The sequence below is a fragment of the Coprococcus comes ATCC 27758 genome (assembly GCF_025149785.1).
Lineage (GTDB): Bacteria > Bacillota > Clostridia > Lachnospirales > Lachnospiraceae > Allocoprococcus > Allocoprococcus comes.
Genome location: NZ_CP102277.1, coordinates 3,050,601 through 3,063,417 on the forward strand (window position 1 = coordinate 3,050,601; position 12,817 = coordinate 3,063,417).

Below are 12,817 nucleotides of genomic sequence, written 5' to 3' on the forward strand. Positions count from 1 at the left end.
TCTCCTCCCACATTAAACCATTTTACTGACGTCAGTAAAATGGTCTATTCCTCTTTTTCCCTCAGTTTGTCATAATACGCTTTATACCTATAAATCGTCCGCTCACTGACATTGTTCCTCTTCGCAATTTCTACCATTGTCATGCCGCTCTCATACCCAACAACAAAATCATTATAAATTGCCATCCACTTGGCGTTATGTTTCTGACGACCGCTTAACTTACGATTTCTGTAATACTCCAATTCCTCCCGAAGTTCTGCATTCTCTTTTTCCAGCTCCTCAATTCTTTTTAATGCCTCTTCAAGTGTTACCGTTTTCTCCATTACCCTGTCCTCCGTTCATGTCATTTTCGTTTTGTCTATATTATAAATATCTATGTTGCTTTAGTCAATCCGATTATGTCATGTTGCATCATTTTTTACAATAGCTTTCATACAATCGAAATACCGCTGATATCTTTTACAGGCTAAACTTCTCCAAAAGCAGTCAGCCTGTATGTTTTTTATCCAATCACGTAAAATCCATTTTCTTTTTATTGCCGGTCCATATTTTAAGATCAGTGCTGTCACAACATCCACACATCTCTCAAATCAGTCTTAATACATCAGTATTATTACCTTGTCCCTTGAACACTTCCATATCTGCAAAAAGGACATCCCCTGACCTGTAAAATCTACAGTTCCGGAATGTCCTTTTTTCCATACTTCACTATATTTTTAACACATGATACTGCTTATCCACAATCTATATGATTCCAAAATGTCTAAATGCCTGCATAATCGCATCTTCCTTCTCCGGTGTACACTGTGGCTGTCTCGCATTCTCTGATTTAGCCGGATTGAAGTTCTCACCGACATCTAATCCACACTTCTTCTTAATCTGTGCGATATACAGTGATGAAACCTTCAGTCCTGTCTTTTCAAGTACATATGCCTTTATCTGCTCATAAGTTGCTTTTCCCTTAAATTCAGATAAATCCATATCCTCCAGATAGAAGTCCACCTTCACTTTTCTGCTATCGACCATTCCCTTGGAAAGCAAGACAACCGTCTCACAGAACATATTTTATCGCAAGGCTTTTAAAAATGGAATAGATTTTACCAAACGACAGTTTTCAAAAAACTTATATTGGTTGCATTTTGTCAAAAGTACAAAACTTTTTGAAGCCAAGTGCTTTTAATTCCTGTTATGATACTGAGGATATCCCAGCAATACTTGCTATCCCTGATACCTTATTCTTTCTACCAGCGTTTCCTTTTTCAGATTACTGCTTAAAACACAGGAAAGCACAATTTGTAGAATACCAACCAGAAGAATCATAACAAGAATCGGGATAAGAGGAACGTGATAAACGTTCATTCCAAAAATCCCATTATGCTTCGCATAGGAAAACAGTGCATAGCCAAGGGGCAGACCAGCAGCAAGTGCGACGCAGATGGTGCCAACCGTAAAAATCAAGCCCTGTATTTGTAAGCTCAGATTCAACTGCTTATTGGTCATGCCTACCGCTTGCAGCACACCGTATTCCTGCTTCTTCGTGGTGATATTGATGATCATGGTGTTTGCCATATTCATAAAACCGATGAGTCCTACAACCGCCATAAACAGATAACAGCCAAGCTTCATCATGCTGCTTGCAAATTCGGCAGATTGTAACCGCGCATGATAAGTATCCATTTTTATATGCGAAGTATTAGAAATCAAAGTATTCAGACTTTGTTCTACAGATGCCACATCTTTTTTATCACAGTCCACCCACAGATAGCCATAGGCTGTTCCCCTCGGATTCATGGAACGATATACACCTTCCGGAATGACAAGATAAGTGTCCGCACTTACAAAAGATCCTGCAATCTTTCCCTGATAGGTATAGGTTCCACTCCCATTCTCAAAGTCAAATGCAATGGATTCACCCAGAGCATATCCATCTTGTTCCATCCACGTTGACCAGCCAAAGAAAATATCACCATTCTTTACCGCCTGATCATAGTCCATAGAGCCAATATCCCCTTCTTGGCGCATAAAATCAAAATCCTTTTTACTCACAATAGTAGCCGGAAATCTTGTTCCGTTCAGATTTACAGAGACAATCTCTCTCGGCATGACATCTGTTACTCCCGGAATGCTTTTGATTTCTTCAATCAGCGAATCATTCAGTGGATCATCCGTCAGAATCGTATCCAGATTATTCTCCGGATATTTTTCATCATACTCAGCAGAATAGTCAAGCTGCAGTTCAAATTGTCCATGATTTATATAACGACGTGCTTCATGCTCCGTGTCAATATTTCCCACATAATTAGAGATAATCACAAACAATGAGCAGGAAAACCCCATTGTGAGGATGGTACCAATGGTTCTTTTTGGATTACCCGTTATATTTGCCATTGCCATAGAAAACACGGTGACATTTTTTCTGCCATTTCGTTTTCCTTTTTTGTGTGTTTCTGCATTTTCTAAATACCGTGTTGCTTCGATAGGTGAAATCCTTGAAACAATTTTCATTGATTTGCGCAGTGCCAAAGCAACGGTAAGAAATGATACGAAAATACATAGAAGTATAACAGGCAGGGAAAACAGTGACACCTGCTGATTTTGGACTCCCATAGAACCAGTTTGGGTTGATACAAGGTTTCCCTGTTCTACCAGCCAGTTAAAACCGCATTTTGCAATCAGAAAACCAAGAAGCAATCCAACCGGTATTGAAAAAAATGTCAAAAAAATGCCCTCTCTGAAGATCAGTTGTTTCATCTGCTTTTTTGTCGCTCCCAGAGCCTTGATTTTTCCATACTCCTGTATCTTGTTGACAATACCGACCTGAAAAATATTATAAATGACCACAACAGAGAAAAGTACAATTGCAAGAATCAGAATTCCACATACCGCAATCGTTTCATAACTCGGCTGCAAGACCCATTGCAGATAGAAATCATTGATTATAACATTTTTTTCTTCGATTCCACAAGATGCTGCAATCTGCTTTATAACCGGTTCAATATTATTCATAGATACATTTGCAGAATCATTTAAAGTAAAATAAATATTATACTGTCTGTCATTCTCTGCGACGTGCTCATCATAAAACTCCTGTGACCCAAAAGCAACATAAGATGCCTCGATGGTATACTCATCCCGGTCATATAGGATTCCGCTGACAACAAACTCTTCCGGCTTATATTCTGACCGCATCCCTGCACGGTAATCCAGTGTAACCGTATCTCCGACCTTTACATCATCATATCCCATTGCACGAAAAAACGCTCTTCCGGCGGCAATTTCCTGCATTTTTTCCGGATACTTTCCTTCCTTTAATTCATATTCCTTATTATAGGGAAGCATTTTTCTTGCAGTCTCATCCATGCAGACAAACCCGCCATTTTCATTGCCTTTTATGATGCCTTCTGTACACATAATTCCTATTGCATCTATTTCTGCACGGCGGCTTACTTCCTTTAACTGCGATCCGTCTGCTGCGACAAACAAACCATAATTGCTTCCATATGAGCCTGTCGCCTGACTTTTCTGTAAACGGATCATTCCATTTCCCACAGTACTGATAATCACAAGCAGCATCGTAGTCAGACATATGGACATCATAATCAGTATACTTCTTGTCTTGTTCTTTTTGTCATTGCTATATGCAATTCTGCTTATTGTCTTCATCTGAAATCCACCACCTGTCCATCCTCAATTACCAGAATACGGTCAGCGACCTGTGCAATTTCGTCATCATGGGTAATCATTACAATTGTCTGTCCATATTTTTTTGCTGTCATCTTAAGCAGGGCGATTACCTCATCACTGGTCTTAGAATCAAGATTTCCTGTCGGCTCATCTGCAAATATAATTTCCGGACGATTCACCAGTGCTCTTGCAATTGCCACTCTCTGCTGCTGTCCTCCGGATAACTGATTTGGCAGATTATAAATCCGGTTTTCAATCCCCAGAGTTGCAATAATATCATTTACATACGCTTCATCCACTTTTCTTCCATCCAGCCCCAGTGGCAGTACAATATTTTCCCAGACATTAACAGATGAAACCAGATTAAATGCCTGAAAAACAAATCCGATTTTTCTTCTGCGGAAAACAGCAAGGGCATCTTCCTTCATCCTGTATAAATCTTTCCCTGCTAAAGTAACACTGCCTTTTGTCGGGGTGTCTAGCCCTCCAAGCATATGAAGTAATGTACTTTTACCGGAACCTGACTTTCCAACAATTGCGACAAATTCTCCCTGCTCAATCTGAATGTCCACCTGATTGACCGCTTTGACCTGATTCTCACCTGCACCATAAAACTTACAAAGCTGCCTGGTTTCTAATATCACACTCATGTGTTGCCTCCTTTTCAATTCTGTAAAGCGTACCTTTTCAGCACACTTTCTTTGCCTGTTTATATATCATTTTTCAACCTACATGCTGATTGTAGCAATATAATCTTTCATTTCACTTTCAAAAAGTGGGCAGAAGTCTTACAGAATTGTAAGATTTCTGCCCAATTAAAATTTAACCAACATATGGTAATTGAATCACAAACATGCTTCCTTTTTTCTTTTTGCCGGAGGTTACCGTAATCGTACCTGCGTGTTTTTCGATAATTTCTCTCGATAGAAAAAGTCCGATTCCTGTACCACTCTTTTCCATGACCTCCTTGGAACTTCCTCTGTAAAATCGTTGAAAAATTTTGTGATACTCATTCTGCGGAATACCAATTCCCTGATCCTCAATTTCCATTCTTACAAGATCGTTTCTTTTTTGTAACCGGATAAATATTTTTGAACCACACGGACTGTACTTGACCGCATTATCCAGAACGTTGATCACAGCTTCACCAAGCCACCTTTTATCCTGCATAATCGTGCATGTTTCCAGCTCTTTTTCATAGTCAAAAACGAATTCAATTTCTTTCTCATCCGCTTTAGGATAAGTGCGGTTCACAGCAGATATGACAGTATCCATAAGCGGAAGTTTTTTCTTATTAATCTGAATCAGTCCAGTTTCCATCTTGGATATTTCAAGAAGCGACTGCAATAATGTCTCCAGTCCATCCAGAGCACTCCGACAACGGATACGAAACTCCTCCTGTTCTGTGGCACTTAAGTCATTCTGCATCAGTACACTAAAACATGTATCCAAAGCTGCAACCGGTGTCTTTAACTGGTGAGAAATATCAGAAACCATTTCTTTCGTGTTCTCCTTTTCTGCCCGTGCTTCTTCCTTTAGCAACTGAATATGATGTCCGATTGCTTCAAGCTGGTCATTCAATTTTTCCAGTTCTGCATGATTTTCCGTTTTCAGTAAATCATCAAATTTGTTTTCACGGAATCTGATCAGAATTTCTTCCAACTGGTCTAAAATTTTCTGATGACACGCACCTTCTTTTTTCTTCCAATAAAGTAAAAAGGTCAAAAGAAACACGCATATCAAAGTGCTTACAACACCGGTCACCATAACCTGATGCCGGAATTGTGAATAAAATGTATTCCCATTATTTCCCCAGTATCCATATTGCTCCAATAATCGCCTTCCCTGTTCGTTCGTTTCAATATCCTTATCCTTAAGCAATTCCGAAACAGCATCCAGCCCGGAAAATTCTTCCTTTGCAGCAATCTCTGTCATAAGATTCATTTTATATTTATAATCTTCATAAAACACATACGTGGTAAAGCAATTTAATATTGCAAACAATAATATGACAGGTAATACCAAGGAGAGCACTACTGTAATCTTCTTGCGATATCTCTTTGTCACTGCCTTACCTCCTGATTCCATATATACCCAAGACCTCTGATATTCTTTATATAGACCGGTGCAGCCGGATTGTCTTCGATTTTCTCACGGAGTCTTCTGATATTGACAGCGATTGTATTTTCATCCACAAAATCCCCTTCCAGATCAAACACATTTTCCAATATTTGTGTTTTTGAAAGAATCTGTTTCGGATTCTGAAGAAAAAAAGTCAGCATTTTCAACTCCGTTTTTGTCAGACTGATTTCACGACTCTTTATCAGGACTTTCATTTCTCCTGCGATAAATACGATATCTCCCGAAATCATCTTTCCGGCTTCCGTTTTCTCCTGTCTGCGGCGGAAATGTGCTTCTATTTTCAAAAGAAGTACCGAAAGACTAAACGGCTTTGTAATATAATCATCTGCCCCTGCTTCATATCCCATGACCTGATCCATCTCCTGATCTAGTGCTGTAAGACAAATAATGTATGTATTATAATTGCATCTCATCCACCTTACAAATTCCAGTCCATTCCCATCCGGAAGATTCACATCACAAATGATAACATCCACATTATTATCACTTGCAATTCTTTTCGCTTTTTTCACTGATTCTGCTGAAAAAACCTCATATCCGGATTTTTTCAGTGAAAATGTAATTCCACGATTTAAATTTTCATCATCTTCAACCACGAGTATACCTGGCATAGCATCTGCACCTCTCTTTATTAACTATTCATCTTAAAATGCTTCAATGCCTCCACAATTGCACTCTCTTTATCTTCTGGACACTGCGGTTGCCTGCTATCTTCATTTTTAGGTAAATTATTTTTGTTTCAGTCGGGACAAAAGGACAACCGTCTCGACATGCACACTCATCGGAAACATATCAGTCGCCTTCACCTTCCTGATCTCATACCCATTCTCCCGCAGATACTTCACATCCCGAGCCAAAGTCGCTGAATCGCAGCTCACATATACGATCCTCTCCGGCTCCATCTGAACCATCGTATCCAGTACGCTTCTCTCACATCCTTTTCTCGGTGGATCGACTACGATCACATCCGCTCTCGCATGCTCTCCCGGATGCTCTTTTGCATAATCCGCATAATACTCCGGCAACACTTCTTCTGCCTTTCCTACAAAAAACTCCGCGTTTGTAATCTCATTGATCTCAGCATTATGCTTTGCATCTTCAATTGCCTGTGGCACGATTTCCACGCCGTAAACTTTCTGTGCTTTCTGCGCAAGAAAAAGGGAAATCGTTCCAATACCACAATACACATCCCAAACCGTCTCTTTTCCAGTAAGCCCGGCGTATTCCAGTGCGGTTCCGTAAAGTACCTCTGTCTGTACCGGATTCACCTGATAGAAAGACAGCGGTGAAATCTGGTATTTGACATTACCGATATAATCGGTGATATACGTCTGTCCCCAGAGCGGACAAACCTTTGATCCCATGATCACATTCGTCTTTTCTTTATTGATATTATAAGTAATACTTGTCATTCCCGGAATCTTTGTCAGCTTTTCCAACAATTTTTCACTGCAGGGAAGCTTATCCCCGTTAATGATCAGACAAACCATGATCTCTTTTGTTGTAAATCCATACCGGACCAGGACATGGCGCACCAGCCCTTTGTGCCGTTCCTCATCATATGCAGAAATCTTCTCTTCCCGCATGTAGTCCAGAATCTGATCCAGGATCACTTTATTCTCCGGTACTCCAAGTACGCAGTCCCTGTTCGGAACCGGGATGATCTGATGGGTTCTTCCGGCATAGAATCCGGCAATCAGATTCCCTTCTTTATCCACTCCGATCGGGAACTGTGCTTTATTCCGGTAACGGAACGGTTCCTCCATTCCTGCGATCGGCTCCATGATCTGATCCAGCAATTCTTCTTCCACACTGCCAAGACGGATCAGGTTATTTCTTACTTTTGTATTTTTAAACTCCAGCTGTTTCCGGTAATCCATCTCCTGAATCTGGCATCCGCCACAGCGTCTTGCCTCCGGACAGCGTGCAGATACACGAAATGCGGATTCTTTTACAATCCGCATTAATCTCGCATATCCGTAGTTCTTTTTTGCTTTCATTACTTTTACTTCAACGGTATCTCCGATGACTGCATCCTTGATAAACAGAGTATATCCATCAACCTTTCCGATTCCTTCACCACCGATTCCGATATCTGTAACTTCTACCGTCACTACGTCATTTTTCTTCATTTTTATACTCATCTTTCTTTCAGAACTTCTCTTAGATACTGGTCTTTCTTAAGTTAGATTCAAACAGACGGTTATAACCTAACCAGTCCTTTGTATCTTTTGCCTTAAAAATCTCTGTCAGTGTCTGCATCTTTGCATCAGCATTATCTGCACAATTAAGTGCCATTGCCTCAGCAAGCGCCGGTTTCTTCGGCGAACCGTATTCGAGTTCTCCGTGATGCGCTACGATACAGTGCTTTAATTCGCTGGCAAGCTTCTTTGGAAAATCCGGGATCTCACGAATTGCATCATCCAGCATTTCCACACCGATCACAATATGACCGAGCAGCTGCCCATCATCGGTATAATCATTATCCGGGAACAGGGAAAGTTCCTGTGTCTTTCCGATATCATGACACATTGCCGCTGTATACAGAAGATCCTTATTCAGGATCGGATATGCCCCTGCCATATATTCACAGAATTTCACTACGCTTAATGTGTGCTCCAGAAGTCCTCCGGCAAATCCGTGATGTACACTCTTTGCTGCAGAATGTGCCTTGAAGCTCTTGATAAACTGTTCATCATTTACAAAATAATACCGGATCACCTGCTGCAGATACGGGTTCTTCACCTGCTTTCCATAACGCATCAGTTCTTCATACATTCCATCCACACTTTTCTCGCTGGTCGGCATATAATCCGCCGGATCGTATTCTCCCTCGTCTGCTACACGGAGCTGCTTGATGTTCATCTGAAGATTGCCGTTATAGCTGATGATCTCCCCGTAAACTTCAATAAAATCTTTTTCGCTGTAATCTGCAATTCCATTTGAATTCGGATCCCAGATCTTTCCATCTAAAGTTCCTGTCTTGTCCTGAAGGATCAGGTTGTCATATGGTTTTCCGTTCCTTGTCTCCGCACTTCTTTTCCCTTTGCAAAGATACGTATTTCTGATTGTCTCGCCTTCGTGTAATGTCTCAATATATCTCATGTCATTCCTCTTCCTGCTCTATATTTTAAATTTATGGTTGCTTTTTATCTGCAAATCTATTCTTTACTTCCAACTGTCACATCAAATGTTACATCGACATAACCATCTGCGCCACGCCTCTGCCCTTTGATCCTGATCTGTGTACCGGTTCCGGCTTCTGCGATCTGTTTATGAAATCCTGCTATACCGATGATATCTGTCTTGTTAATCTCTGTGATCACATCACCATTCTGGATCCCCGCCTGCATCGCAGGCGAATCAGCCTCTACTTCCCTGACATAAATGCCTTTCGGGATTCCCTGTTCGCCGGCAAGCTTCTCCGTCACTACAACTCCGTGAACGCCAATATACGGAACTCCCTGTCCATTTGCCAGAAGTTCGATCTCTTCCTTGATATCCGAAATCGCATAGGCACTTACAAGATTTCCGTCTCTCTGCAGTTCTGACTGGTCACAGATTCCAATCACTTCACCCGCCGTGTTAAACAGAATTCCGCTCCCTTTTTCACTTCCTGCAATATCTGTATCAAGCAGCCGGTACTGCCCGTCCGCCACTGTCCGGTAATTTCTAGTGGAACTGATGATCCCATATCCGACACCACCTGCATATCCAAACTGCTCACCAAGAACGATCACGCCGTCCCCACGGTTCACTGCATTAGAATTACCAAGCATCGCCGTCTGGATCTGGTTCCTCGTACTATCCGACAGATCTGATCTCTTGACCGCAATGATCGCAAGTCCAAGATTCCGGTCCTGCTTTTTCAAAGTTGCGTTATATGTAGTATTGTCTGAAAATGTGACTTTCAGTGCTTCTGCATCTTTTACAATTCTTGCCGGTGCCGCAATCAAAAGATCTGCTCCATTATCCCAGAAAATAACTCCCGATACAACCTGCTCCCCTGCATTCTCCCAACCTTCATCCCGGTGCACGGCATAGATCTCAACCACACTTTTTCCTGCTGACAATGCCACCTGGTATAATGCATGGTTCATCTCCTGATAATCTTCGACAGTCAGATCCGGATACTGAATCTCTTCCTCCTGTGCTTCCTGATCCTTGGTATCCGTCTCATTCTCAACCGGAGTTTCCTCCTGATCCAGCGGAATCGTTACCTTCTCTCCGCCCAGATGTGTCATCGCCCATGGGCGAAGGGCATAAAACGCAAGGCCTGCTGCAAGTCCAAAAATCAGTCCTCTTCCTGCAAGCCTGCACAGATTTCCCATGATTCCTTTTTTACTTCGCTGTTCATCTTTTACTGTTTCCTGCAAAAACGAATATTTTTCTTCCTCACTGTCGTGCGGTTCTTCGTTATGCTTATTCTCCCGATTATCAGACATTGTGCTTCTCCTTAGACCTCCGGAGTGCTTTCAGCCACACCTGGTTTTAGTATACATGATTCCCCGCAAATGTTCAACGAAATTTCACCTTTCCACTTTCATTTAGCCGGTAAATAAGTTAGAATAGAACCAGACAAAATATGAGGTATAAATGTATTATGAATCAAAAATCTTTAACAAAATTGGAATTTCCAAAAATTATAGAGATGCTGACCGATCACGCTTCTTCCCCTGGCGGAGCTTCATTCTGCCGACGGATCAAGCCGATGACCGATCTTAACAAAATCATCACTGCACAGGAACAGACTGCCGCAGCATTTACCCGCATTGTAAAGAAGGGAATTCCTTCTTTCAGCGGCTGCTATGCTGTCTCCGACTCTCTCAAGCGCCTGGAGATCGGAAGTGCCTTAAGCGCACCGGAACTCCTCCGGATCGGCAAGCTTCTTCAGACAACCGCCCGGATCAAATCCTACGGCCGTCATGAAAATGCAGACGATCAGGCAGATTGTCTGGATGTATATTTTGAACAGCTTGCGCCGCTTACACCACTTTCTGCCGAAATTGACCGCTGCATTCTTGGTGAAGATGAGATCAGCGATGATGCCAGCAGCAAATTAAAGCAGATCCGCCGCAGTATTAACGGCATGAATGACAAAATCCATTCTACCATGACCGGACTTTTGAACGGTTCCATGCGCACCTATCTCCAGGATGCCATTATTACCATGCGTGGCGACCGTTACTGTCTCCCGGTAAAAGCCGAGTACCGCAGCCAGGTAAATGGTCTGATCCATGACCAGTCAGCAACCGGCTCCACACTTTTCATTGAGCCGATGGCCGTTGTCAAACTGAACAATGATCTGAAAGAATTATATGCCCAGGAGCAGGAAGAAATCCAGGTGATCCTTGCCCGCCTCAGTGTGGATGCAGCTGAATATATTGAAGAAATCCGTCTGAACTACAAAGCACTTGTAGAACTGGATTTTATTTTTGCAAAAGGTGCACTGGCACTGGATATGAACGCCAGCCGCCCAGTCTTTAACACCGAAGGCCGGATCCGGATCCGTGAGGGAAGGCACCCTCTTCTGGATCGTAAAAAAGTTGTTCCGATCAGTCTGACACTTGGAGATACCTTTGATCTTCTCGTCATAACCGGTCCGAATACAGGTGGTAAGACCGTTTCCCTCAAGACTGTGGGACTTTTTACCTTGATGGGCCAGGCAGGTCTGCACATTCCTGCACTTGACCGTTCAGAACTTGCTGTATTTAACCAGGTTTATGCTGATATTGGTGACGAACAGAGTATTGAACAGTCTTTAAGTACCTTCTCTTCTCACATGACAAATGTGGTTTCTTTCCTAAATCATGTGGATGAGAATTCATTAGTCCTTTTCGATGAACTTGGTGCGGGAACCGATCCTACTGAGGGTGCTGCACTCGCTATCGCCATTCTGTCACATCTGCATAACCGTGGAATCCGCACTATGGCAACGACACACTACAGCGAACTGAAGGTATTTGCTCTTTCTACTCCGGGAGTAGAAAATGCCTGCTGTGAATTTGACGTGGAGACATTGAGCCCGACTTACCATCTTCTGATCGGTATTCCTGGAAAAAGTAATGCTTTCGCGATTTCCGAAAAACTCGGCCTTCCGGATTATATCATCCAGGATGCCAAAACGCATCTGACCGAGGAGGATGAATCTTTTGAAGATCTCCTTACTGATCTGGAACAGAGCCGCAAGACCATCGAAAAAGAGCGGGAAGAGGTTGCTTCTTACCGCCGCGAGATGGAGCGTCTCAAGTCCGAACTCAAGAACCAACAGGAAAAGCTGGATACACAGCGCGACCGGATCATTCGTGAGGCAAATGCCAGAGCAACCGACATTGTTCAGGAAGCCAAAGATTTTGCTGATGAGACAATGAAGAACTTCCGCAAATTCGGCAAAGCCAGTATTTCCGCTTCCGAGATGGAAAAAGAAAGAGAACGGATCCGCAAGCAGCTTTCCAAAACTGAAAATAAAAACCGTCTGGAAAAGAAAAAACCTTCCAAAGCTTACAAGGCAAGCGATTTCCATCTGGGCGATTCTGTAAAAGTACTGAGCATGAATCTGACCGGAACGGTAAATTCACTACCGGATGCCAAAGGCAACCTGTTTGTCCAGATGGGTATTCTCCGGTCACAGGTCAATATTTCCGATCTCGAACCGATCGAAGAACCGCTTACGGTTACTGCAAAGCAGATGCGCAGAACCAGCAGTGGCAAGATGAAGATGGGCAAATCCATGCATGTCAGTCCAGAGATCAATCTTCTTGGCAAAACAGTCGATGAAGCAGTTGCCGAACTTGACAAATATCTGGATGATGCCTATATCGCACACTTAAGTCCGGTACGAATTGTACACGGGAAAGGAACCGGCGCACTCAGGAACGGGATCCATCAGTATCTGCGCCGCCAGAAACATATCAAATCCTTCCGGCTGGGAGCTTTCGGGGAGGGCGATGCCGGTGTAACTATCGTAGAATTCAAATAATCATTGGGGGAA

10 protein-coding genes are annotated in these 12,817 nt (G+C 42.6%); 1 reads left to right on the forward strand and 9 read right to left on the reverse strand.

Annotated features, from left to right (window positions below; all coding sequences use genetic code 11):
* Window positions 1-44: 44 nt before the first annotated feature.
* From NQ556_RS14960 to NQ556_RS15000, 9 genes are all read right to left on the reverse strand, one after another.
* On the reverse strand, window positions 45-323 hold the full coding sequence (locus NQ556_RS14960; RefSeq protein ID WP_008368854.1) for a helix-turn-helix domain-containing protein: 279 nt from the start codon (window positions 321-323) through the stop codon (window positions 45-47).
* 421 nt (window positions 324-744) lie between these two features.
* On the reverse strand, window positions 745-981 hold the full coding sequence (locus tag NQ556_RS14965; RefSeq protein WP_044998564.1) for a hypothetical protein: 237 nt from the start codon (window positions 979-981) through the stop codon (window positions 745-747).
* 237 nt (window positions 982-1,218) lie between these two features.
* Window positions 1,219-3,663, reverse strand: a complete 2,445-nt coding sequence (locus NQ556_RS14970; protein ID WP_204575702.1) for an ABC transporter permease — start codon at window positions 3,661-3,663, stop codon at window positions 1,219-1,221.
* Entirely contained in the window at window positions 3,660-4,334 is a 675-nt protein-coding gene (locus NQ556_RS14975) for an ABC transporter ATP-binding protein (RefSeq protein WP_008368866.1), read from the reverse strand. The genes NQ556_RS14970 and NQ556_RS14975 overlap by 4 nt, the downstream gene beginning before the upstream one ends.
* 172 nt (window positions 4,335-4,506) lie before the next feature.
* Entirely contained in the window at window positions 4,507-5,772 is a 1,266-nt protein-coding gene (locus NQ556_RS14980) for a sensor histidine kinase (protein WP_173699159.1), read from the reverse strand.
* On the reverse strand, window positions 5,748-6,437 hold the full coding sequence (locus NQ556_RS14985; protein ID WP_008368871.1) for a response regulator transcription factor: 690 nt from the start codon (window positions 6,435-6,437) through the stop codon (window positions 5,748-5,750). The genes NQ556_RS14980 and NQ556_RS14985 overlap by 25 nt, the downstream gene beginning before the upstream one ends.
* Window positions 6,438-6,554: 117 nt before the next feature.
* Window positions 6,555-7,958 carry a 23S rRNA (uracil(1939)-C(5))-methyltransferase RlmD gene (gene rlmD / locus NQ556_RS14990; RefSeq protein WP_044998534.1) on the reverse strand — a complete coding sequence of 468 codons (1,404 nt, stop codon included), beginning with the start codon at window positions 7,956-7,958 and terminating at the stop codon, window positions 6,555-6,557.
* Between the two features lie 31 nt (window positions 7,959-7,989).
* Entirely contained in the window at window positions 7,990-8,931 is a 942-nt protein-coding gene (locus NQ556_RS14995; protein ID WP_008368874.1) for a 3'-5' exoribonuclease YhaM family protein, read from the reverse strand.
* A 56-nt stretch (window positions 8,932-8,987) separates the two neighbouring features.
* Window positions 8,988-10,271, reverse strand: coding sequence for a S1C family serine protease (locus NQ556_RS15000; protein WP_008368877.1), 1,284 nt, complete (start codon window positions 10,269-10,271; stop codon window positions 8,988-8,990).
* Between the two features lie 158 nt (window positions 10,272-10,429).
* Here NQ556_RS15000 and NQ556_RS15005 point away from each other — a divergent pair, with 158 nt between their 5' ends.
* Window positions 10,430-12,805: an endonuclease MutS2 gene (locus NQ556_RS15005; protein WP_008368879.1), complete on the forward strand. Its 2,376-nt coding sequence runs from the start codon at window positions 10,430-10,432 to the stop codon at window positions 12,803-12,805.
* Window positions 12,806-12,817: the final 12 nt, after the last annotated feature.

What these genes read in the sequence shown, in the direction of transcription:
- NQ556_RS14975 (WP_008368866.1), bottom strand. Translation starts at nt 4,334, where the DNA reads ATGAGTGTGATATTAGAAACCAGGCAGCTTTGTAAGTTTTATGGTGCA.
- NQ556_RS14980 (WP_173699159.1), bottom strand. Translation starts at nt 5,772, where the DNA reads ATGGAATCAGGAGGTAAGGCAGTGACAAAGAGATATCGCAAGAAGATT.
- NQ556_RS14965 (WP_044998564.1), bottom strand. Translation starts at nt 981, where the DNA reads ATGGATTTATCTGAATTTAAGGGAAAAGCAACTTATGAGCAGATAAAG.
- NQ556_RS14995 (WP_008368874.1), bottom strand. Translation starts at nt 8,931, where the DNA reads ATGAGATATATTGAGACATTACACGAAGGCGAGACAATCAGAAATACG.
- rlmD (WP_044998534.1), bottom strand. Translation starts at nt 7,958, where the DNA reads ATGAAGAAAAATGACGTAGTGACGGTAGAAGTTACAGATATCGGAATC.
- NQ556_RS14985 (WP_008368871.1), bottom strand. Translation starts at nt 6,437, where the DNA reads ATGCCAGGTATACTCGTGGTTGAAGATGATGAAAATTTAAATCGTGGA.
- NQ556_RS15000 (WP_008368877.1), bottom strand. Translation starts at nt 10,271, where the DNA reads ATGTCTGATAATCGGGAGAATAAGCATAACGAAGAACCGCACGACAGT.
- NQ556_RS14960 (WP_008368854.1), bottom strand. Translation starts at nt 323, where the DNA reads ATGGAGAAAACGGTAACACTTGAAGAGGCATTAAAAAGAATTGAGGAG.
- NQ556_RS15005 (WP_008368879.1), top strand. Translation starts at nt 10,430, where the DNA reads ATGAATCAAAAATCTTTAACAAAATTGGAATTTCCAAAAATTATAGAG.
- NQ556_RS14970 (WP_204575702.1), bottom strand. Translation starts at nt 3,663, where the DNA reads ATGAAGACAATAAGCAGAATTGCATATAGCAATGACAAAAAGAACAAG.